The organism is Microbacterium lacusdiani, from assembly GCF_054779895.1.
The window spans coordinates 79,056-100,170 of the sequence record NZ_BAAGXJ010000008.1; the positions used below are offsets into that span (position 1 = coordinate 79,056).

19 protein-coding genes are annotated in these 21,115 nt (G+C 73.3%); 10 read left to right on the forward strand and 9 right to left on the reverse strand.

Annotated features, from left to right (window positions below):
- The first annotated feature begins 34 nt into the window (after window positions 1–34).
- The 3 genes from cydC (at window position 35) to ACYVGN_RS07965 (ending at window position 3,771) form a co-directional block, all read left to right on the forward strand.
- A complete protein-coding gene (cydC, locus tag ACYVGN_RS07955; RefSeq protein ID WP_460789969.1) occupies window positions 35–3,364 on the forward strand; it encodes a thiol reductant ABC exporter subunit CydC in 3,330 nt (1,109 codons plus the stop codon).
- Between the two features lie 66 nt (window positions 3,365–3,430).
- Window positions 3,431–3,643, forward strand: coding sequence for a M14 family zinc carboxypeptidase (locus ACYVGN_RS07960; RefSeq protein ID WP_460789971.1), 213 nt, complete (start codon window positions 3,431–3,433; stop codon window positions 3,641–3,643).
- Entirely contained in the window at window positions 3,640–3,771 is a 132-nt protein-coding gene (locus ACYVGN_RS07965) for a hypothetical protein (protein WP_460789973.1), read from the forward strand. The genes ACYVGN_RS07960 and ACYVGN_RS07965 overlap by 4 nt, the downstream gene beginning before the upstream one ends.
- A gap of 51 nt (window positions 3,772–3,822) precedes the next feature.
- On the opposite strand, the gene pcaC is transcribed toward ACYVGN_RS07965, so the two are convergent.
- The 6 genes from pcaC to ACYVGN_RS07995 all read right to left on the reverse strand — a co-directional run bounded on the left by pcaC (window position 3,823) and on the right by ACYVGN_RS07995 (window position 8,789).
- Window positions 3,823–4,224: a 4-carboxymuconolactone decarboxylase gene (gene pcaC, locus ACYVGN_RS07970; RefSeq protein ID WP_460789975.1), complete on the reverse strand. Its 402-nt coding sequence runs from the start codon at window positions 4,222–4,224 to the stop codon at window positions 3,823–3,825.
- Complete coding sequence (locus tag ACYVGN_RS07975) at window positions 4,221–4,994, reverse strand: alpha/beta fold hydrolase (RefSeq protein WP_460789977.1); 774 nt, start codon at window positions 4,992–4,994, stop codon at window positions 4,221–4,223. The genes pcaC and ACYVGN_RS07975 overlap by 4 nt, the downstream gene beginning before the upstream one ends.
- Complete coding sequence (locus ACYVGN_RS07980; RefSeq protein WP_460789979.1) at window positions 4,991–6,514, reverse strand: lyase family protein; 1,524 nt, start codon at window positions 6,512–6,514, stop codon at window positions 4,991–4,993. The genes ACYVGN_RS07975 and ACYVGN_RS07980 overlap by 4 nt, the downstream gene beginning before the upstream one ends.
- Window positions 6,515–6,521: 7 nt before the next feature.
- Entirely contained in the window at window positions 6,522–7,082 is a 561-nt protein-coding gene (pcaG, locus tag ACYVGN_RS07985) for a protocatechuate 3,4-dioxygenase subunit alpha (protein WP_460789981.1), read from the reverse strand.
- The gene (pcaH, locus tag ACYVGN_RS07990) at window positions 7,082–7,903 is read right to left on the reverse strand and encodes a protocatechuate 3,4-dioxygenase subunit beta (RefSeq protein WP_460789983.1); all 822 of its coding nucleotides are present in this window, start codon (window positions 7,901–7,903) and stop codon (window positions 7,082–7,084) included. Before pcaH ends, pcaG begins: the two co-directional genes overlap by 1 nt.
- Window positions 7,904–7,994: 91 nt before the next feature.
- Complete coding sequence (locus ACYVGN_RS07995; protein WP_055988646.1) at window positions 7,995–8,789, reverse strand: IclR family transcriptional regulator; 795 nt, start codon at window positions 8,787–8,789, stop codon at window positions 7,995–7,997.
- A 154-nt stretch (window positions 8,790–8,943) separates the two neighbouring features.
- Between ACYVGN_RS07995 and purU (ACYVGN_RS08000) the strand changes: the two genes are divergently transcribed.
- The 6 genes from purU (ACYVGN_RS08000) (at window position 8,944) to ACYVGN_RS08025 (ending at window position 15,238) form a co-directional block, all read left to right on the forward strand.
- Window positions 8,944–9,813, forward strand: coding sequence for a formyltetrahydrofolate deformylase (gene purU / locus ACYVGN_RS08000; RefSeq protein ID WP_055988645.1), 870 nt, complete (start codon window positions 8,944–8,946; stop codon window positions 9,811–9,813).
- A 204-nt stretch (window positions 9,814–10,017) separates the two neighbouring features.
- The gene (locus tag ACYVGN_RS08005) at window positions 10,018–11,253 is read left to right on the forward strand and encodes an MFS transporter (RefSeq protein WP_460789985.1); all 1,236 of its coding nucleotides are present in this window, start codon (window positions 10,018–10,020) and stop codon (window positions 11,251–11,253) included.
- 164 nt (window positions 11,254–11,417) lie between these two features.
- Window positions 11,418–12,227, forward strand: coding sequence for a methylenetetrahydrofolate reductase (locus ACYVGN_RS08010; RefSeq protein ID WP_460789995.1), 810 nt, complete (start codon window positions 11,418–11,420; stop codon window positions 12,225–12,227).
- The gene (purU, locus tag ACYVGN_RS08015) at window positions 12,224–13,099 is read left to right on the forward strand and encodes a formyltetrahydrofolate deformylase (protein ID WP_460789987.1); all 876 of its coding nucleotides are present in this window, start codon (window positions 12,224–12,226) and stop codon (window positions 13,097–13,099) included. Before ACYVGN_RS08010 ends, purU (ACYVGN_RS08015) begins: the two co-directional genes overlap by 4 nt.
- Window positions 13,100–13,141: 42 nt before the next feature.
- Complete coding sequence (gene ligM / locus ACYVGN_RS08020; protein WP_460789988.1) at window positions 13,142–14,551, forward strand: vanillate/3-O-methylgallate O-demethylase; 1,410 nt, start codon at window positions 13,142–13,144, stop codon at window positions 14,549–14,551.
- Between the two features lie 81 nt (window positions 14,552–14,632).
- Window positions 14,633–15,238, forward strand: coding sequence for a PadR family transcriptional regulator (locus tag ACYVGN_RS08025; RefSeq protein ID WP_134746839.1), 606 nt, complete (start codon window positions 14,633–14,635; stop codon window positions 15,236–15,238).
- A 25-nt stretch (window positions 15,239–15,263) separates the two neighbouring features.
- Here ACYVGN_RS08025 and ppnP read toward each other — a convergent pair whose 3' ends face one another.
- Both ppnP and ACYVGN_RS08035 read right to left on the reverse strand, forming a co-directional pair.
- The gene (gene ppnP, locus ACYVGN_RS08030) at window positions 15,264–15,572 is read right to left on the reverse strand and encodes a pyrimidine/purine nucleoside phosphorylase (protein ID WP_055988634.1); all 309 of its coding nucleotides are present in this window, start codon (window positions 15,570–15,572) and stop codon (window positions 15,264–15,266) included.
- Window positions 15,573–15,603: 31 nt separating this feature from the next.
- The gene (locus ACYVGN_RS08035; protein ID WP_230667963.1) at window positions 15,604–16,509 is read right to left on the reverse strand and encodes a serine hydrolase; all 906 of its coding nucleotides are present in this window, start codon (window positions 16,507–16,509) and stop codon (window positions 15,604–15,606) included.
- Window positions 16,510–16,669: 160 nt separating this feature from the next.
- Between ACYVGN_RS08035 and ACYVGN_RS08040 the strand changes: the two genes are divergently transcribed.
- Complete coding sequence (locus tag ACYVGN_RS08040) at window positions 16,670–17,263, forward strand: uridine kinase family protein (RefSeq protein WP_460789990.1); 594 nt, start codon at window positions 16,670–16,672, stop codon at window positions 17,261–17,263.
- Window positions 17,264–17,459: 196 nt separating this feature from the next.
- Here the strand turns inward: ACYVGN_RS08040 and ACYVGN_RS08045 are convergent, their stop codons facing one another.
- Complete coding sequence (locus ACYVGN_RS08045) at window positions 17,460–20,651, reverse strand: SNF2-related protein (RefSeq protein ID WP_460789992.1); 3,192 nt, start codon at window positions 20,649–20,651, stop codon at window positions 17,460–17,462.
- Window positions 20,652–21,115 lie beyond the last annotated feature (464 nt).

Genomic DNA, 21,115 nt, shown 5'->3' on the forward strand with positions numbered 1-21,115 from the left:
TTCGACTCGCTTCGCTCGCTCAACCAGCACCACTGTGGTGGTTGAGCGACCGAGCGAAGCGAGGGAGTCGAAACCGACCGAGCCTCCCCGCGACCTCGACCCCTGGCTCCTCGAGGCCGCGCGCCCGAAGGCGCCCGCGCAGCGCCCCGAGCTCGGCCCGGTCGGGCCGGGCGCGATCCTCGCCCTCGGCCTGCTCGCGGCGCTGCGTGCGCTCGGGCTCGTGCTGGTCGCCGGTGCCGTTGCCGCGGGCGTCGCGGGGCTGCAGGCCGGGACGCTCGACGGGCGGTCCATCGTCCTGCTGGGCGCGCTCGGAGCCGTCCTGCGCGCCGGCTCCGGATGGGCGGTCGACGCGGTCGCCCGGCGGCTCGCGATCACGGTGAAGAGCACGCTCCGCTCGCGACTGTGGCGCCGGATCGCCGACGGCGACGCGGGGCGCGACGGCTCGGTGGCCGTGCTGGCCACCGACGGGCTGGAGGACCTGGACGACTATTACGTGCGCAGCCTGCCGGCGATGATCGCGGCGGTCGTCGTGCCGGCCGTGGTGGGGCTGCGCATCCTGGGCGCGGACTGGGTCAGCGCGCTCGTCGTGGTCGTGACCGTGCCCCTCGTCCCGTTCTTCATGGTGCTGATCGGGCGGCACACGCAGGCCCGCACCGACGAGGCGCTCGGCGCGCTCGCGCGGCTGGCCGACCACCTCACCGAGCTCGCGCGCGGCCTGCCGGTGCTGGTCGGCCTGAACCGGGTCGACGAGCAGTCCCGGGCGCTCGACGGCATCCAGCGCGCGTACCGTGCCCGCACCCAGGAGACCCTGCGGTGGGCGTTCCTCTCGTCGCTCGCGCTCGAGCTGATCGCGACCATCTCGGTCGCCGTGGTCGCCGTGTTCCTCGGGCTGCGGCTCATGCAGGGCTCCGTCGGGCTCGAGGCCGCCCTGCTCGTGCTGATCCTCGCGCCCGAGTGCTACGCGGTGCTGCGCGACGTGGGCACCGCGTTCCACGCGTCGCAGGACGGCCTGTCGGCGCTGCAGCGCGTGCGCGGGATCCTCGCCCGTCCGCGGCGCGCGGACGTCCGCGGTGCCTCCCCCGCGGGACGACTCTCCCTCCGCGACCTCACCGTGCGATACGCGGGCCGGGAGACGCCCACGGTCGACGGCCTCGACGCGGACGTCGCGGGGATCGTGGCGGTCACGGGCCCGAGCGGCGCGGGCAAGTCGACGCTGCTCGCGGCGCTCGCGGGCGTCCTGCCCGCCGACGCCGACGTGTCGGGGACGATCTGCGGCGTCGCCCCGGATGGCGTGGCCTACGCCGCGCAGGCGCCCCGGGCGTTCGCCGCGACCCCGCGCGAGGAGCTCGCGCTTCACGGTGCGGCGGATCCCGCCGCCGCGCTCGCGGAGCTGGGCCTGAAGCACGTCGCGGACGCGCAGGTCGCCGAACTCAGCCCGGGCGAGCTGCGCCGCCTCGCGGTCGCGCGGGCGCTGGCGCGCGTCGACCAGGGCGCGCCGCTGCTCGTGCTCGACGAGCCGACCGCGCACCTGGACCGCACGTCGGCCGATCGCGTCCGCGCTGCGATCCTCGCGCGCGCCGAGCGCGCCACGGTCGTGCTCGCTGCCCACGAGCCCGAGACCCTCGCGCTCGCCGGGACGCGCATCGAGGTCGGCGGCGCCGGGGGGTCGTCCGGCCCCGCGCCCCGGTCGTCGAGCGGAGCGAGCGCCAGCGAGCGGAGACGAAACGAGCCGAAGCGCCCCACGGCGGTGGCGCCCACGGCGCCTGCCCCCGCCTCCCCCGCCCGCCCCTGGGTCGCCGGGATCGCGCTCGCATTCGCCGCGGTCGCGCTCGGCCTGGCGCTGAGCGCCGTATCGGGATGGCTGATCGTGCGGGCGAGCGTCGAGGAGCACATCATGTACCTCCTCGTGGCGATCGTCGGGGTGCGCTTCTTCGGCATCGGCCGGTCGGTCGCGCGCTACGCGGAGCGGCTCGCGACGCATGAGGCGGCGTTCCGCGTGGTCGATGCGCTGCGCCTGCGGCTCTGGCGGGCGATCGCGGCACGGGGCGCGGGATCCCGCCGCCTGCTGGAGGGCGGCTCCCCCGTCGACTACCTCGTGACGCTCTCGGGCGAGCTGCGCGACCTGCTGCCCCGCGTCATCCCTCCGCTGGCTTCGGGCGTGCTCACGGTGGCCGGCATCGGCGTCACGGCCGCGCTCGTGCTCCCCGAGGTGGCGGGACGGGTGCTGCTCGTCGTCGTCTCCGCGGTCGCGATCGGCTCCCTGCTGGCGATCACCACATCGCGCGCGGCACAGCGGGCACGCATCCGGGAACGGTCCGCGCTCGTGCGCGGGACGGCCTCGCTCGCCGCGGCCGCGGACGACCTGCGCGCGAACGCAGCCGCCGACGCGGCGCTGAGCGTGCTGGCCGAGGCCGACGCGCGCCTGGCGGACGCCGAGCGCCGCGTGGCCTGGGCATCCGGCGCTGGCACCGCGGCGGTGGTGCTGGCGTGCTCGGCGCTCGCGTTCCTCGTCCCGGTCTGGGCGCCGGGGGCTCCGGCCGAGCTCGCGTGCGTGATCGCGCTGCTGTCGCTCGCGGCGGCCGAGCCGCTGACCGACCTCGTCGCGGCCGCCCACCGGCTGCCCGCCCTCACCGAAGTGCGCCACCGCCTCGCGCCCGTGCTCGCAGAGCCCGCGCCGGTCTCGACCGGCACCGCGACTCCGGCCTCGCCGGTGTGGGAGCTCCGGCTGGACGGCGTCTCCGCCCGCTACCCGGGCGCCCCCGCGCCGGTCTTCGCGCCAGTCGACGGCGCGGTGCGCACGGGCCAGTGGCTCGCGGTCGGCGGCCCGAGCGGCTCCGGCAAGTCCACCCTGCTGTCGGTCGTGATGGGCGCGCTGCCCGCTGCGGCGGGCGCCGTGCGGATCGACGGCGTGCCGCTCACGGAGCTCGACCTGGCGGCCTGGCGCGCGCGGGTGGCGTGGTGCCCGCAGGACGCGTACGTGTTCGACTCGACGCTGCGCGCCAACCTCCTCCTCGCGCGCGGCCGGGACGACGCTCCCACGGACGGCGAGATGCGCGCCGTGCTGGAGCGCTCGGGACTGGGCGCGCTGCTGCGCCGGCTCCCCGAGGGGCTCGACACCCGGGTCGGCCCCTGCGGCGCGGCGCTCTCGGGCGGCGAGCGTCAGCGCCTCGCGATCGCGCGCACCCTGCTGACGCGCGCGGACGTCATCCTGCTGGACGAGCCGACGGCCCACCTCGACGCCCCGACCGCCGCCGCCGTGATGGCGGACGTCCGCCGCGCGACCGAGGACCGCATCGTGCTGCTGGTCTCCCACCGCGCCGCCGACGTCGCGCCCGGCGACGCGGCGATCCCGCTCGGCGCCTGACGCAGGTTCCCTCCGATCGTCAGCAGAATCGACGCTCGTCCGCGCATTCTGCGGCATATCGAAATCTTGACCCGACGAGGAACCGGACTGCAGGGTCGCATCCACGGCAACGAGCCCTACGGCGTCGACTCGACGCTCGCGGTCCTCAAGGAGCTCGGCACGAACGGCTCGGCGGAGTGGGAGCTGCTGCGCGACACGTACACGTTCCACGTGATCCCGATGTACAACCCCGACGGCTCGGCCGCGGCAAGGGCGTCAACCAGAACGTCGAGGCCATGAAGGCGCTGCTGCTCGGCATGGCGACCGGCGAGGTGCAGCAGGAGGACCCGGAGCGCTGGGACGAGATCCCGCACGCCCCGGTCACCGGCTACCAGACCGACACGGGCGTCATCCCCGTCGGGTACTGATCGGACACGCGCGGCGGCCGGGGTGCTCCCTCCGGCCGCCGCGTCGTACTGTCAGGCCTCGGGGCCGAACACCTCGTTCGCGATGCGGAAGGCCGTGTTGGCCGCGGGGACGCCCGAGTAGACGGCGGACTGCAGGATGACCTCGCGGATCTCGTCGACCGTGAGGCCGTTGCGGATGGCCGCGCGCAGGTGCATCGCGAGCTCCTCGTGGTGGCCGTGCGCGATCAGGGACGACAGGACGGCGATCGAGCGGGAGCGGCGGTCGAGGCCGGGGCGGGACCACACGTCGCCCCATGCGACCCGGGTGATGAAGTCCTGGAAGTCCGCGCTGAGCTCGGTCTGGTTCGCCGTGGCGCGGTCGACGTGCGCGTCAGACAGCACCTCGCGGCGCACGGTCATGCCCTGGTCGTAGCGCTCCCCGTCGCTCAGGCCCTGGCCCATCGGCCGGCTCATGCGTTCCCCCCGAAGAAGTCGTTCAGCACGAGCGCGACCTCGTCGGGGCGCTCGGCCGGCGCCAGGTGCGACGCGTCGTCGATGCGGATCATCCGCCCGTCCTGGACGCCGTCGGCGATCGTGCGCGCGTGCTCCTCCGGCGAGACGCCGTCGTGCTCGCCGTAGACGGCGAGGACCGGGGTCGCGATCTCCCCCAGCCGCGAGGACACGTCGTACTGCGCGATCGCGTCGCAGCACAGCGCGTAGCTGGCGTCGTCCGCGTCGCGCAGGCTGTGGAGCAGGCGCCCCGTGAGCACCGGGCGGCGCTCGATCGAGCCGGGCGCGAACCAGCGCTGCGCGGCCCCGACCACGAGCGATGCGGTGCCCTGCGCGCGCACCTGCGCCGCGCGCTCGGCCCACATCTTTGGCTCCCCGAACTTCGGCGAGGCGCACACGATGGCGGCGGCGCTCACGACGTCCGGATGGCGCACCAGCAGCTCGAGACCGGTCGCGCCGCCGAGCGAGACCCCGGCGTAGAGCGCGGGCGCGCCGAGCTCGCGGATGCCGTCGGCCACCGCGTCGGCCAGCTCGCCGACCGTGAACGGCTCGGTCGCCGGCCTCGACGCGCCGTGGCCGGGCAGGTCCCAGCAGGTGACGCGGAAGCGGCCGGTCAGGTGGGGGATCACGTCCTCCCACAGGATGCCCGACGTGCCGAGCGAGGGCCCCAGCACGAGCAGGGGCGCGCCGTCGGGTCCGGCGGGGGCGGTGAAGGTCAGAGCGGGCTGGGTCATCGGTCGTCCTCTCCGGCGCGCGAGGCGTCGCCGAACAGCTCATCGAACGGATCGAATCCGCGCTTCGTCTCGCGCGGCTCGGGCAGGCGCGACCCGTCGTCGAACGGATCGTACGGTCCCGGCGCCTCGGCGGCCGGGTCCAGGGGCGGGGCGGCGTGAGGCGCGTCGTGCGCCGCCGCGTGACCCGGCCCGCCGTCGACGAGGCGGCCCGCGAGGCCCGTGTAGCCCGCGGGGTCCAGCAGGTCGTCGAGCCCCTCGGGCACGGTGGCGTCCGCGGCCTCGAGGGCGCCGTGGACGAGCAGTCCGAGGTCGGCGCCGAGCCCGGCGGCGCGCACGATCTCGGCCACCTTCTCGGCGCCGAGGATCGGTCCGAGCACGATCGACAGCCGCTCGGAGACGATCAGGCCGCGCGTGGCGGCGAGGTTGCGCGCGACCGCGGTCGCATCGGCGCGAAGGCCCTCGGCGAGGTCGGCGGCGTGCGCGGCGGCGCCGAGCGCGAGGCGCAGCAGCTCACGCAGCGCGGGCCACTCGGCGTGCCAGGCGCCGTCGGGGCGCTCGTCCACGGCGAGCGCCGCCGCGGTGTGCAGCGTCGCTCCCAGGTGCGGCGCACGCATCGCGGCCGACCGGATCAGGACGGAGCGTGCGGGGTTCTGCTTCTGCGGCATGGCGGAGGATCCGCCGCCCGTGCCCTCGGCGAGCTCGCCGATCTCGGTGCGCGACAGGGTCGCGACGTCCGCCGCGAGCACGCCCAGGGCGTCCAGCGTCTGGACGAGCGCGTCGCCGAGCTCCGTGACGGGCCAGCGGGTCGTGTGCCACGGGGCGTCCGGCGCGGCGAGCCCCGTGGCGTCGGCGTAGGCGGCCGGGAGCCGCGCGGCGCGCTCCGCGCCGAGGATCTGGACGAACGACGCCAGCGTGCCGCCCGCCCCGCCGAGCTGCGCGGGCAGCGCGTCGCGCGCGTCGGCCAGGCGCGCCCGGGCGCGGCGCACGCCGCGCTGCCAGGTGGCCGCGCGCAGTCCGACCGTGGTCGGAACGGCGTGCTGCGTGAGCGTGCGCGCGGCGGCGACCTCGTCGCGGTGCTCCCGGGCGAAGCGACCGAGCGCGTCGATCGCGACGTCCAGCCGCCCCAGCACGGTGCCGACGGCATCCTTCGCGACGATCATCAGCGCGGTGTCCAGGATGTCCTGACTCGTCGCGCCGCGATGCACCCACGGGCGCACGGCCGGCCCGGCGACGGCCCTGAGCCGCTTCACGAGCGGGATGACGGGGTTGCCTCCCGCCACCCCGGCGAGCGCGAGCTCCCGCGCGTCCATCGGGGCGGCGCCCAGAGCCCGCGCCTCGGCCAGCACGGCGCCGCGATCGGGCACGTCGTCCAGCCCGCCGACCGCGCCGTACGCCTCGACCAGCGCCGCCTCGGCTGCCACCAGCGCGGCCAGCACCGCATCGTCCGACACCGGCCCCTCATGGCCGGCGGTCACCGGCGACAGCAGCCCGAGATCGAACCCCGACGCGTCAGAAGGCAATGCACTCCTATCCGAAGGCAATGAAGGCGGTCTCCTTGTCGCCCTGCAGGTGGATGTCGTGGCGAAGGTATCCCTCGGGTGTGCGCTCCGCGATGAGCGACGCGCGCTCGGTCTCGGTCAGCCCCGACAGGAACGGATCCGCGGCCCGCAGCTCCTCGTGCTCCGGCAGGTAGATGCGGGTGTGCAGCTTGTCCGGCAGCCCGCGCGCGTAGACGATCGCGGCGAAGAACGGCGCCTTGCCGTCGACGGGGCCGGGGTCGCGCGTCCAGAAGTGGAAGCGCCCGTCGTCGGTCGTCATGGCGCGCCCGAAGCCCGTGAACGAATACCCGTCGCGGTGCAGCGTGCCGCGCGCGTTCGGGACCGTGCCGTCGGCGTCCGCGCCGAAGATCTCGACCACGGCGTCCGGGATCGGCGCGCCCGCGCCGTCGTACACGGCTCCGGACAGGACGATCGCGCCCGGGCTGTGCGGGAACGCGACCTCGTTCATCCGCTCGTACTCGAGCCCGAACTTGAAGAACGGGCCGATCGTCTGGCCCGCGGTCGGCTCCAGCATCTTGTCGCCGCGCATCAGTGCTCCCCCTCCTCGGGCTCGAACCAGGTCGCATCCGGGCCGTCCACGACGATGTCCCAGCGGTAGCCCATCGAGAACTCGGGCACCGTGAGGTCGTGGTCGTACGTGGCGATCAGGCGGTCGCGGTCCTTCTGGTCGCGGATCGAGTTGTAGATCGGATCGAGCGGGAACAGCGGGTCGCCCGGGAAGTACATCTGCGTGATGATGCGCTGCGTGAAGCCCGAGCCGAACACCGAGAAGTGGATGTGGGCGGGGCGCCACGCGTTGACGTGGTTCTTCCACGGGTAGGCGCCCGGCTTGATCGTCGTGAAGGTGTACTCGCCCGCGTCGTTCGTGATCGTGCGGCCCGCGCCCGTGAAGTTCGGGTCCAGCGGCGCCGGGTGCTGATCGCGCTGGTGGATGTACCGGCCGGCGGCGTTGGCCTGCCAGATCTCGATGAGCTGATTGCGGATGGGGCGGCCCCGGCCGTCGAGCAGGCGCCCGGTGACGGTCATCCGCTCCCCCAGCGGCTCGCCGCTGTGCTGCAGCGTCAGGTCCGACTCGATCGCCGCGACGTCGCGCTGGCCGAACGCCGGCGAGTGCAGCTCGATCGTCTCCGGGTCGACCAGGCGCGGGTTCTTCGTGGGGTGGCGCAGGATGCTCGAGCGGTACGGGGCGAAGTCGCGGACGGTGCGTGGCAGGTCCTCGCCGCCCGCGACGCGCTGCGCGTACTCGGCGTGGAGCTGCTCGATCTCGGCGGTGATCTGCGACTGGGGCGGGAAGTCGTGCGACCTGAGAAGCGACTCCGGAGCGGCCGCCTGCGGGGCGGTGTCGGTCATGGCGTCTCCTTCGACGTGCGGGAGTCACCAGGCTGACACCGGGCGCGGAGCACGGCGCCCGATTCTCTCACTCAGTGAGAATTCAAGCCCCTCAGGCCGCGCGGAGCGCGCGTCCGAGCTCCGACGCCGTCTGCACGACGAGCGCGCCCAGGCGGCGGACGTCGGCGCCCTCGATGCGCGTCACGACGCCGATCGCGGTCGGCGGCAGCCCCGCCACCGTGCCCACGGGGGCCGCGACCGAGACGTTGCCCAGCGTCATCTCCTCGCGCGTCGTGGCATAGCCGCGCATCCGCGCGCGGTCGATCTCGGCGCGGACCGCCTCGGGGTCCGTGATCGAGTGGGTGGTCTCGCGATCCAGCGGGCGCGACAGGAAGCGGTCGAGCCACTCCCGGCTCTGCGTGGCCAGCAGCGCCTTGCCGACGCCGGTCGTGTGCAGCGGCTGGCGACCGCCCATCCGGCTCAGCGTCGGGATCGAGGTGCGGCCGGTGAGGCGCCCGACGTACAGCGCCGTCGCGCGCTCCGGCGACGGGCCGTCCAGCACCGCGAGGTGCACGTTCTCCCCGGTCACCTCGTACAGGCGCGACATGAACGGCAGCGCGGTCTCCCGCAGCCGCAGGGCCAGGGGCGAGAGCTCCCCGAGCTCCCACAGGCGCGCGCCGATCGCGTAGCGGCGACCGGGCGTGCGGGCGAGCAGCCCGAGCTCGAGCATCTGGGCCAGGATCCGGTGCAGCGTGGACGAGGACAGCCCCGTCAGCACCCCCAGCCGGGACGCGGACAGCTCCGGCTCATCGGCCGTGAAGCAGCCCAGGATGCGCATGGTCCGCGACAGCATTCCGTCGGCGTCCACGGTGGTCGGGGCGATCTCGCGAATGGTTGCGGTTGACATGGCCCAAACGTAGCCAACCGTCGCGAGCGGACCACAGGGTCTTGACTTTCCGCGGAAGTCACGCAAGAAGGTCCCAACCTTCGGGAGATTCCCAGGAACGGGGGCGGGGTATCCGCGGCACGGATCGGACGCCCCGCGGCGATACCATCGTCGGATGCGGATCGACGGCCTCACCGACCACGCCTGCCTCATCGTCTCGGGTCCCGACCAGAAGGGGATCGTCGCCGCGATGGCGGCGCTCGTCGCCCGCCACGAGGGCAACATCGTCTCGCTCGACCAGCACTCGAGCGACCCCGTCGGCGGCGACTTCTTCCAGCGCGTGGTGTTCCACCGCGAGGGGCTCACGAGCGCGCTTCCGGCCATCGAGGCCGATCTCGCCGAGACCCTCGAGCCCTTCGGCATGACGTGGACCGTGCGCGACATGTCCGTGCCGAAGCGGATGGCGATCCTCGCGTCGACCGAGGACCACTGCCTGCTCGACCTGCTGTGGCGCCACCGCCGCGGCGCGCTGCCCGTCGAGATCCCGATGGTCATCTCGAACCACACGAACGCCGCCGAGGACGTCGCCTCGTTCGGTGTGCCGTTCGTGCACGTGCCCTCGCAGAAGGGACCCGACAAGAGCGCCTCGGAGGCGGCGATCCTCCAGCACCTGGCGGGCAAGGTCGACTTCGTGGTGCTGGCACGCTACATGCAGATCCTCTCGAGCGACTTCCTCGAGAAGGTCGGCGTGCCGGTCATCAACATCCACCACTCGTTCCTGCCCGCCTTCATCGGCGCGAACCCCTACCAGAAGGCGAAGGACCGCGGCGTCAAGCTCATCGGCGCCACGGCCCACTACGTGACCGAGGACCTGGACGAGGGCCCGATCATCGAGCAGGACGTGGCTCGCGTCACCCACGCCGACTCCACGACCGAGCTCCGCCGCCGCGGCGCCGACGTCGAGCGCGCCGTGCTCTCGCGCGCCGTGCTCTGGCACTCCCAGGACCGCGTCATCCGCTCCGGCAACCACACGATCGTCTTCTAGGAGCGGTCGCTTCCCTCGCACGACGGTCGGTGACCATGGTTGCTGCCGGTCGTTGAGCGGAGCGAAGCGGAGTCGAAACGGGCTGATCCTCCCCGGCCGGCCGGGATGATCCCGCCGCGTTTCGACTCCGGCTCGTTCCTCGCCTCCGCTCAACGACCGGGGGGTTGCTCTCGGTCGCTGAGCGAGCGGAGCGAGCCGAAGCCGATGGGCACCGCGATAGAGTCGCGCCTCGTGAGCGTCGACGCGCGGGTTCGAGGGGTCCGGACCGGGTTCCTGCTGCTCACGCTCTGCCTGGTCGCGGTGAACATGCGCGCCACGATCACGGGCATCGGCCCGCTGCTCGAGCAGATGACCGCCGACACCGGCGTGCCGATCGCGGCGCTGAGCGGCCTCACCTCGGTGCCGCTGATCGCGTGGGCGCTGTGCTCGCCGCTGGCCCACTCCGCCTCGCAGCGGTTCGGCATCAACCGCGTCATGACGCTCGCGCTGGCGCTGCTCGCGGCGGGCACCGTCATCCGGTCTCTGCCCGGCCCGATCGCGGGCCTCTGGATCGGCTCGGCCGTGATCGGCGTCGCCCTCGCCGCCGTCAACGTGCTCGTCCCCGCGATCGTGAAGCGCGCCTTCGGCACGCGCGTCCCGGCGGTGACCGGGCTCTACACGGCCCTGCTCGCCGGGTGCGGCGCGCTCGCGTCCGGCGTGGTCGTGCCGATCTCGCACGTCCGCACCGGCGCCGAGCCGTGGGGCTGGCGGGTCGCGCTGATCGCGGTGTGCGCGACGCTGCCCATCGCGCTCGGTCTCTGGCTCGCCCACCATCGCCGCGCCGGGCACGGCGCCGCCGCGGCGCGCCCGGACGACGCCCGTCGGGGAGAGACGGTCTGGCGCGATCGCGTCGCGTGGCAGGTCGGGATGTACTTCGGGGTCCAGGCCTCGCACTTCTACGTGCTGCTGACGTGGCTCGCGCCGTTCGCGCTGTCGATCGGCCGTGGCGAGGCCCAGTCCGGCGTGGACGTCATGATCTACCAGCTCGCCGGCGTGGTCAGCTCGCTCGCGCTGCCGCTCGCCCTGCGCGGACGCCTTGAGCGGTGGGCGCCGGCGCTGCTTCCCGCCCTGGCGATCGTCGGCGTCGCGGGGTTCCTGCTGGCGCCGGACGGCATCCTCGCGTGGAGCGTGCTCGCCGGCCTCACGAGCGGCGCGTCCCTCGCGATGTCGTTCACGCTCATGGCCTCGCGCTCGCGGGACCACCACACCGCGTCGGCGCTGTCGGGCATGGCGCAGTCGGTCGGCTACGCCTTCGCCGCTCTCCCGCCCATCGCCTTCGGCCTGCTCCACACCGCGACGGGTGGCTGGACCGCCCCGATGCTGTTCCTCGCCGCCATCCTGGCGACCCAGGCGATCCTGGGCATCCTGGTCGGCCGCGAGCGCCGCGTCTTCGAGCGCTGACGCGACGTCGCGCTCAGGCGGCGAGACGACCTATGGACATTCCCTATCGCCATAGGTAAAGTCCGTCACGGATGCGCGATGGCGCGCACCGGAGCGGAAGGACCGATCCCGTGGCAGACACCACCTCGCCGCAGGCGAAGCTCGCCGACGACTACTCGCTCGAGATGACGGGCAAGGACGTGCCGGGGCTGCACGAGGCGCAGGATGCGATCCCGCAGGGGACGCGCGTGAACGTCACCTTCCTGGGCAACGAGGACCTCGAGATGCGCGTCGCCGCGGCGCAGGCCGTGAAGGAGGCGGGGTTCGTCCCGGTGCCGCACATCTCGGCGCGACGGCTGGCATCGCAGGCCCAGCTGGAGGAGTTCCTCGACCGCCTGCAGCAGGTCGGCGCCACCGAGCACGTGTTCGCGGTGGGCGGCGACCCCGCCACGCCCGAGGGCCCGTACGACAGCTCCTTCGACGTGATCCGCTCGGGCGTGCTGCAGAAGTACGGCGTGCGCGAGGTCTCGATCGCGGGCTACCCCGAGGGGCACCCCGACATCCCGACGGATGTGCTCTGGGAGCACCTCGAGAACAAGGCCGCGTCGCTCGCGGAGCAGGGACTCGGCGCGGTGATCCTCACGCAGTTCGCGTTCGACACCGACCCCGTGACGACCTGGATCCGGGACGTGCGGGAGCGCGGCATCGACGCCACCATCCGGATCGGCACGCCGGGACCGGCCGGCATCAAGCGGCTGCTGAACTTCGCGCGCCGCTTCGGCATCGGCGCGAACGCCATGATCGTCAAGAAGTACGGCTTCTCGCTCACCAACCTGATGGGCACGGCGGGCCCCGACACCTTCGTGACCGAGCTGGCCGACCTGCTCACGGCCGACCCGGCGGCGGGCGACGTCAAACTGCACATGTACGCGTTCGGCGGCCTGCGCGCCACGGCCGAGTGGGCCCGCGACTATCAGCACAAGGTCTCGGCATGACGCTGCACGACCCCGCCCTGCTCGACCACGCAGTGCTTATCGTGCACGGCCCGGATCAGCCCGGGATCGTGTCGGCGGTGGCCGCCCTGATCACGCGCAACGAGGGCAACATCCTCTCGCTCGACCAGTACTCCTCCGATCCGGAGGGCGGCGACTTCTTCCAGCGCGTGGTGTTCCACCGGCCGGATCTGGCGGTCGCGCAGGCCGAGATCGAGGCGGATCTCGCGCAGACCCTCGAGCCGTTCGGCATGACGTGGTCGCTGCGCGACCAGTCCATCCCGAAGCGGATGGCCATCCTCGCGTCCAAGAGCGACCACTGCCTGCTCGACCTGCTGTGGCGGCATCGCCGCGGCGAGCTGCCCGTGACCATCCCGATGGTCATCTCGAACCACACGAACACGGCCGAGGACGTGCGCTCGTTCGGCGTGCCGTTCTTCCACGTGCCGTCGCAGGAGGGCCCGGACAAGAGCCGCTCGGAGGCCGAGATCCTGAAGCTCCTGGCGGGCAACGTCGACTTCGTGGTGCTCGCGCGCTACATGCAGGTGATCTCGGGCGGCTTCCTCGAGAAGGTCGGCGTGCCGGTCATCAACATCCACCACTCGTTCCTGCCCGCCTTCATCGGCGCCGGCCCGTACCGCAAGGCCAAGGAGCGCGGCGTGAAGCTGATCGGCGCGACCGCCCACTACGTGACCGAGGACCTGGACGAGGGCCCGATCATCGAGCAGGACGTCGTGCGCGTCACCCACTCCGAGACCGTCGCCGAGCTTCAGCGCCGCGGCGCCGACGTCGAGCGCGCCGTGCTGTCGCGCGCGGTCGCCTGGCACGCCGAGGACCGCGTCATCCGGCACGGCAACCACACCATCGTCTTCTAGCACCGTCTTTCCGACACCCACCCCCACAGAGAGAGGTTCACCGTGGCACCCAGGAATCTGCAGGAGGTCATCGACCAGGCCGGATCGGCCGTCGACCTGCTTCGCAACTCGCAGATAGGCTCGTACATCTACCCCGTCGTGCCGGCCGACTTCCAGAACTGGATCAAGGAGCAGCGCGCATGGCGCGAGACGGCCGTCCTGTACGACCAGTCGCACCACATGGACAATCTGTTCCTGAGCGGCTCCGACGCGATCAAGCTGATCAGCGACACCGCGGTCAACTCGGTCGCGAACTTCCCGGTCGACAAGGCCAAGCAGTACGTGCCGACCAGCTCGACCGGCGGCGTCGTCGGCGACGGCATCCTGTTCCGGGAGGGCGAGGACGAGTACGTCTACGTCGGCCGCGCGCCCGCCGCGAACTGGCTGCTGTTCCACGGCGAGACCGGCGGATACGCGAACCTCGACATCGAGGTCGACCGCCGCTCGCCGTCGCGCCCCTACGGCGACGCGGTCTCGCGCAAGTACTACCGGTTCCAGATCCAAGGCCCCCGCGCATGGGAGGTCATCGAGAAGCTCAACGGCGGGCCCCTCGAGCAGCTCAAGTTCTTCAACATGTCGACAATGACGATCGACGGGACCACCGTGCGCACCCTGCGGCACGGCATGGCCGGCGCCCCGGGCCTGGAGATCTGGGGCCCGTACGCCGACCACCACCGCATCCGCGACGCGATCGTCGAGGCGGGCGCCGAGTTCGGGCTCGTGCCGGTGGGCTCGCGCGCGTACCCGTCGAACACGCTCGAGTCCGGCTGGATCCCGTCGCCGCTGCCCGCGATCTACTCGGGCGAGGCCGAGCGCGCGTACCGCGAGTGGCTGCCCGCCGACAGCTACGAGGCGACCGGCACGCTCGCGGGATCGTTCGTCTCGCAGGACATCGCCGACTACGAGCTCACGCCGTGGGCCCTGGGCTACGGCTCGTTCGTGAAGTTCGACCACGACTTCATCGGCCGCGACGCGCTCGAGAAGATCGACCCGGCGACGCAGCGCAAGAAGGTGACGCTCGCGTGGAACGCCGAGGATCTCGGACGCGTGTGGACGTCGCTGCTGGACGTCGAGGGACCGCAGTACAAGTTCTTCGACCTGCCGCTGGCGAACTACGGATCCGCGAACTACGACAAGGTGGTCGACGCCGACGGCACGGTCGTGGGCTTCTCGATGTTCACCGGCTACAGCGCGAACGAGAAGCGCGGGCTCTCGCTCGCGACCGTGGACGCCGACGTGCCGGAGGGCACGGAGCTGAAGGTCGTGTGGGGCGAGCCCGACGGCGGCAGCCGCAAGGCCTCGGTCGAGCCGCACGAGCAGACCGAGGTGCGCGTGGTCGTGAGCCCCGTGCCGTACTCGACGGTCGCCCGCCAGGAGTACCACGGCGGATGGCGCACGGGCTACAAGGCCTGATCCGTCGCGCGGGGCCCGGTCGGTTCGCCGACCGGGCCCCGCGTCCGATACAACGGGAGGACACGACAGGGGGATGAACGCATGAGCCTTCGATACGCGCTGATGGCGCTTCTGCGCGTCGGACCGCTGTCGGGTTACGACCTGCAGAAGCAGTTCCAGGTGTCGGTGGGCCATCTCTGGCACGCGCCCGACAGCCAGATCTACCCCGAGCTGCGCAAGATGGAGGCCGAGGGCCTCGTGGTCGGCGAGGACCAGACCCGCGGCGAGCGCGGCACGCGCCGCGTCTATCACCTCACCGCGGAGGGCGACCGGGCCTACATCCGCTGGATGGAGGAGCCGCTCCCCTACGCCCGCGTGCGCGAGCCCGCGAACCTGAAGGCCGCCTACCTGGAGGCCGCCTCACCGGACGCCGCGCGCGCGTTCCTCGAGGACCACATCCGGCACTGGCGCGGCGAGCTGGAGCAGTGGGAGGCCGAGCTCGGCCGCATCGACGCGCGCATCAACCCCATGCTCGTGCGCCGGCTCGCCGCCACGCCGGAGCACGACCACGACCGCACGGTCGCGTTCAAGCGCTTCGGCTACGAGGGGCTGGTCGACCGCGCGCGCACCGAGATCGCGTGGGCCGAGCGCGGCCTCGCGCTGCTGGACGACCTCTACGGCCCCGAGGACGCGCACTCCGCGTCCTGAGCGGGGCCCTCTGGAGGGCGCCCGGTCAGCCGTAGTGGCAGACGTACGAGACGGGCTCGGTCACCACGATGTCGAACGACGAGTCGCCGGGGACCTCGAACGAGTCGCCCGCGCCGTACGCCGTCCACTCCTCCGAGCCGGCGAGGCGCACGCGGCACGACCCGGTGTGGAGCTCCATGACCTCGGGGGCGCCGGTGCCGAACGTCAGCTCGGAGGGCAGGATGACGCCCGCCGACTTGCGCGTGCCGTCGGCCAGGAAGAAGGTGTGGCTCACGCACCTGCCGTCGAAGTAGATGTTCGCGGCGGGATCCAGCGTGACGTTCGCGTAGGCCATGGCACGAGCGTACCGGCGGCCGGCGCGCGGCTCAGACCGCGTACTCCATGAGGTCGTTGCCGAGCGCGTGGAACGCGCTGTGCGCCCGGTGCCGGTGCAGGGGCGACAGGTCGTCGAACGCGATGATCATGGCGTACGCGAACGCCGCGCGGCGGCCCGCGATGACGCCGGCCTCGGCGCGGGCGCCGGGCTCACGGCCCGTGCGCCCGAAGTGCACCAGGCCGTGCTCGTCCTCACCGTGCGAGAGCGGGTCGAGCCCGAGCATCGCGCCCACCAGGCCCGCGTCGGCCGACGGCGTGAGCCAGTCGGTGACGCGCGTGCTGACGTCGCGGCTGACCACAGTGCGCGCCGCGAGCGCGGCGAACAGCGCGGCGTACTCGCGCGCGGTGCCGAGCGCGACGTGCGGGGCGTCGTCCGGCCCGCGCTCCTCGCGGAAGCGGTCGAGCAGCGCCGAGCGCGGCATCCCGAGCGACACCAGCCGGCGCGTGACCTGCTCGTGCCCCACGCGGTCGAGCAGCGCGTTCGCGGCGAGCGCGTCGCCCGACGACGAGGCCAGCACGGCCAGGTCGGCGAGCGGCAGGGTCGGCGCGGCGAGCAGGCGCCAGACGCCGGTCGCGCCCGCGTCGTCGAGGTCGGAGCGATCGGAGAGCTCGAACGGGTCGAGCGTGCCGGCGTCGAACTGCGCGGCCACCTCGACGAGCAGCGGCACGACGCCGAGCCCGCCGACCGGCAGCGGCATGTGGTCGTCGCCGGCCAGCACGGCCTCGCCGCGGTCGAGCTCGATCACGTGCACCGAGACGCGGGCGCCCTCGAGCGACAGGGCCTCGAGCGCCTCCACCGTCGAGCGGAACCGGCGCGTGCTCGACCGCGCGCGGCCGCCGCGGGTCGCGGGAGCGGCGGCGCGCAGGTCTGCGCGGTGTGAGGGATGTGCGGGCACGTCGATCGTCGATCCTCCGAAGACTCCCCCTCCTCGATTGTGCCTCACCGCGGCGGTCCCGCCGCGGTCGATCAGGCAACGGGTCGGTGAAGAATCGATGCCGGCACGGCGGGCCCGGGGTTCATCGTCGTCCCAGCCCCGCTCGGGCAGAATCTTCCCCATGCCCTCCGACGTCCCGCCACTCGCGCAGGTCGTGCTGATCGGCGGAGCGAGCGGATCCGGCAAGTCCCGCCTGGCCGAGGCCTCGGGCCTTCCGCTGCTGCGCCTCGACGACTTCTACCGCTCGGGGGACGACCCCGCCCTGCCGCGCCTCGCCACGGGCGAGGTCGACTGGGACCACCCCGCGTCCTGGCACGCCGATCGCGCGATCGCGGCCCTCGAGGAGCTGGCCCGCACCGGGCGCACCGAGGTCCCCGTCTACGACATCGCGGCGAACGGCCCCGTCGGCACGCGCACGATCGAGCTCGGCGGCGCCACGCGGTTCGTCGCGGAGGGCGTGTTCGTGGGCGAGGTCGTGGCCGAGGCGCGGCGCCGCGGCATCCTGGCCGACGCGCTGTGCGTGCGCCGCTCGCGCTGGCTGACGATGGGCCTGCGCCTTACGCGCGACCTGCGCGAGCGCCGCAAGGCCCCGGCCTTCCTCGTGCGCCGCGGCCTGATGCTCGCGCGCCTGGAGCCGGTCATCGTGGGCCGACTCACGGAGGCGGGCTGCCGCCCGGCGTCGGTGCGCGCCATCCGCGGCATCCTCGCCGCCTGAGCGGAGCCGGGCCTCGAGGGGAGGCTCGGGCCGTTTCGACTCCCTCGCTTCGCTCGGTCGCTCAACGAACAAGGGGGAATGCTCGTTGAGCGAGCGAAGCGAGTCGAAACGCCTGAAGCCCCCGGCGCGGCCCGCCGGTCGTTGAGCGGAGCGAGCGCCAGCGAGCGGAGTCGAAACGCCCCAAGCCGCCGGCGGCCTACTGCACCAGCGCGCGGAAGTCGTCGGCCGTGAGCCCGCCGATCGCGGCCGGATCCTCGTCGCCCGCGAGCACATCCCGGAACAGCCGCGACTTCTTCTCCTGCATCGCGACGACCTTCGACTCGATCGTCCCCTTCGAGATCAGCCGGTAGACCACCACGGGACGCGTCTGGCCGATGCGGTGCGCGCGGTCGGTGGCCTGCAGCTCGGCGGCCGGGTTCCACCACGGGTCGAGCAGGATGCAGTAGTCCGCCTGGGTGAGGTTGAGCCCGAACCCGCCGGCCTTGAGCGAGATGAAGAAGACCGGCACGTCGCCCGACGTGAAGCGGTCGATCATCCGGCGCCGCTGCGGCGCCGTGACGGATCCGTCGAGGTACGCGAACGGGATGCCGCGGCGCTCGGCGCCGCCCGCGGCGCGGCCGAGGAAGGTCGTGAACTGGCTGAACACCAGCGCGCTGTGCCCGTCGCCGACGATCTCGTCGAGCAGGTCGCCGAGCTTCTCGAGCTTGGCGGACGGCGCGGGCGCCTCCCCGACCAGCTCCGGATCGAGGGCCAGCATCCGCAGCGTCGTGAGCGAGCGCAGGATCTCCATCCGGTTGGCCTTGACGTCGTCGAGCAGCCCCATGACCTTCTGCCGCTCGCGCTGCAGCCGCACCTGGTAGATCCGCTGGTGCGCGCCGTGCAGCTCGACCTCGAGCAGCTGCTCGGTCTTCTCCGGGAGGTCGGCCGCGACCCGGTCCTTGGTGCGCCGCAGCAGGAACGGCCGGATGCGCCGCCGCAGCCGCGCGAGCCGGGCGCCGTCGCGCTCCCGCTCGATCGGCTTGCGGTAGTGGTCCGTGAAGGACTTCTCGCCGCCCAGCAGGCCCGGCGCGGTGAGCGAGACGAGCGCCCACAGCTCGAGCAGGTTGTTCTCGAGCGGCGTGCCCGTGATGGCGAACTTGGTCGGCGCGCTGAGCAGCCGCGCGCACCGGTAGCCCTGCGACCGGTGGTTCTTGATCTGCTGCGCCTCGTCGAGCACGAGCACGCGGAAGCCGAGCGCCTCGTACTCCGCGAAGTCGAGGCGGAACAGCGCGTAGCTCGTGACCACCAGGCGGGCGTCGGCCGCGACCTCGGCGAGCGGCGTGCCGCGCTTGCCCGACGTCTCCTCGATGCCGACCGCTCGCAGCCCGGGCGCGAAGCGCTCCGACTCCGACACCCAGTGCCCCACGACGCTCGTCGGCGTGACGACGAGGAACCGCGCATCCGGCTCATCCGCGCGCGCCCGCTCGAGTGCGGCGAGCACCTGCACGGTCTTGCCGAGGCCCATGTCGTCGGCCAGGATGCCGCCCAGCCGGTGCACGCGCAGGAAGTCCAGCCACGCGAGCCCGACCTTCTGGTACTCGCGCAGCGTGGCGCGGAAGCCGTCCGGCGCCGCGACGGGTTCGAGGCGGTCGGCGTCCGACAGCGCGCGGAGGGACTGCAGCCACTCCTGCTCCTGCGCCTCGACCACGCCGGTCTGCACGAGCTCGGTCCACAGGTCCACCTGCAGGCGGCTGATCCGCAGCGGGCCGGTCGAGCGGTCCTGCAGCCCGCGGGCCTCGTCGAGCAGCTGCCGCAGCGGCTCGAAGCGCTCCGAGCGCAGCGTGAACACCGCGCCGCTCGGCAGCACGAGATAGCGGTCGCGCGCCACGAGCGCCGCGAGCAGCGTGCCGAGCGGCACGGGCTCGCCGCCGACGTCGACGCTGACCTCGAGGTCGAACCAGTCGTTGCCGTGCGGCTGGGCCGACACGTGCACGACGGGCAGCTCTCCCGCGAAGCGGTACTCGGGGAGCTCGTCGGTCTCCTCGATCCGGAGTCCCTCGACCCCGCGCAGCGCGGGCAGCACGGCCGCGAAGAACTCGACCGTCTCGTCGCGTGTGAGCCACGCGGCCCCGAACCCGGTGCCCTGCCGCACGCCCAGCAGGTCGGCGCGCTCGCCCGCCGCATCCGCGACGCCGTCGCCGATGCGGCGCTCCTCGGCGGGCACCCGCGGCGCTCCCGGCGGCTGCTCCCACCGCCACGCGAGCCGCGCACGCGCCTCGTCGTGCGCGACGGTCAGGATGAGCGCCGGCCGCGGCGGAGCCGGGATGTCGTACGTGCCGCCGGGCGATCGCAGCGCCGCGATGCCCCGGAGCTTCGGCAGGTACTCGCGCTCGAAGTCCGGGACGGCCTCGGCGGGGACCGCGAACGGCTCGCCCTGCATCAGCCGGGTGAAGGAGTCGGCCAGGGGCTCGCGCAGCGGCACCAGCTCGCGCACGCGCTCGTCGTCGGTCAGCGCCATGGCGGCCACGGGCACGCCGACCGGCAGCATGCGCGCATCCGCGGCGTCGGCCAGGTCGATCACGGGCTGCACGTGCAGCGCGTCGTCGCGGCGGTCGAGCGCGAGGAAGTGCGCCGCCGGCTCGGCCCGCAGCGTCACGGCCGGCTGCGCCCTGGTGTCGGCGACGAGATGCACGCCGGCGTCGCGCAGCTCGACGAGCACGTCCCACAGGCCGCGGCTCGGGAGCTCGTCGAGGCGGATCCACTGCGGCGCGCGGTCGTACGACCCCCAGCGGCTGCGGTGCACCGGGCGGTGGTCGGCTGCGGCGCCAGGGAAGTGCTCGCGCGCCTCGAACAGCGCCTCGAGCTCGCCGAGCGCGCGACGCTGATCCGCCGTGAGGCCCTTGCCGTCGAGGTCGCGCCAGCCGATGCCGGTGCGGATCCACGTGCCGCGCGTGCCGCGCAGCGCCGGGCGGATCTGCACCCCGTCGCGATCCAGCCCGATCAGCAGGGCGACGTCCACCGTCTCGCTGTGGTGGCCCTCGTCGAGCGCGCGCTCGAGTGCGCGCCGCCACGGCTCGACGAGGCCGGTGCCGGTTCCGGCGCCCGCGCCCGGGCCGCGTGCGAGCGTCGCCCCGGACGTCGCACCGTGCGCGATCAGGTGCAGGACGGCCGCCGCGTGCACGCATCCGACGGCGCCGCACTCCGTGCAGTCCATCCGCGGGCCGGTGCGCTCATCCAGGTCGACGTAGACGGTCCACCGCGCGACGCGCCCCTCGTACGAGGTGGTGCCGCCCAGGTCGTACCGCTCGACGATGCGCGCCACGCCCTGCTCGGCGAGGTGCGCACCGTGCTGAACCATCCACACGGGCAGGATCCGCGGGAGGTCCGCGGGGCTCAGCACGAACGGCACCCCCCGAGCCTAAGCGGGACGCCCGACACCGCCGATGGTCGTGCGCCTCGCGGCGGCGACCCGCGTGCACGATGACCACGATTAGCCAACCGTCTTCAATCCGGTACTGCACGCGGCAGTCGCCCACTCGGGCGTGGCACTTCGGCCCGCGCGGTGACCTCCCTCGGCCACTGGCGGGCGCGGCTCCTTCGAGGGGAAATCATGTGAGCCTTCTCGCGCGAAACCCCTCGGACACCAGCGCGCATCTGCCTCGTCACGCCGAGCGCGTAGTAGAACGCATCGATGTTGCACACGATCTGCTTGCGCCGGAACTCGTTGGGCGAGTGCGGGTCGGTCCGAGGACTGCTACGGCGTGAGGCCGCCACCAATCGGATCAAGCACAACATCGTAATCCGGCTCATCGCATTTGAGCGTGTAGCGGTCTGAGCGTCGCGGTGGCCGGGTAGGCGTCGAGGTCTCCCGGA

Coding starts and splice junctions, on each gene's coding strand:
- purU (WP_055988645.1), top strand. CDS start 8,944: ATGCGGATCGACGGCCTCACCGACCACGCCTGCCTCATCGTCTCGGGT.
- pcaC (WP_460789975.1), bottom strand. CDS start 4,224: ATGAGCCGGCCGATGGGCCAGGGCCTGAGCGACGGGGAGCGCTACGAC.
- pcaH (WP_460789983.1), bottom strand. CDS start 7,903: ATGACCGACACCGCCCCGCAGGCGGCCGCTCCGGAGTCGCTTCTCAGG.
- ppnP (WP_055988634.1), bottom strand. CDS start 15,572: ATGGCCTACGCGAACGTCACGCTGGATCCCGCCGCGAACATCTACTTC.
- purU (WP_460789987.1), top strand. CDS start 12,224: ATGACGCTGCACGACCCCGCCCTGCTCGACCACGCAGTGCTTATCGTG.
- pcaG (WP_460789981.1), bottom strand. CDS start 7,082: ATGCGCGGCGACAAGATGCTGGAGCCGACCGCGGGCCAGACGATCGGC.
- ACYVGN_RS08040 (WP_460789990.1), top strand. CDS start 16,670: ATGCCCTCCGACGTCCCGCCACTCGCGCAGGTCGTGCTGATCGGCGGA.
- ACYVGN_RS08010 (WP_460789995.1), top strand. CDS start 11,418: ATGACGGGCAAGGACGTGCCGGGGCTGCACGAGGCGCAGGATGCGATC.
- ACYVGN_RS08025 (WP_134746839.1), top strand. CDS start 14,633: ATGAGCCTTCGATACGCGCTGATGGCGCTTCTGCGCGTCGGACCGCTG.
- ACYVGN_RS07995 (WP_055988646.1), bottom strand. CDS start 8,789: ATGTCAACCGCAACCATTCGCGAGATCGCCCCGACCACCGTGGACGCC.
- ACYVGN_RS08005 (WP_460789985.1), top strand. CDS start 10,018: ATGGGCACCGCGATAGAGTCGCGCCTCGTGAGCGTCGACGCGCGGGTT.
- ACYVGN_RS07965 (WP_460789973.1), top strand. CDS start 3,640: ATGAAGGCGCTGCTGCTCGGCATGGCGACCGGCGAGGTGCAGCAGGAG.
- ACYVGN_RS07975 (WP_460789977.1), bottom strand. CDS start 4,994: ATGACCCAGCCCGCTCTGACCTTCACCGCCCCCGCCGGACCCGACGGC.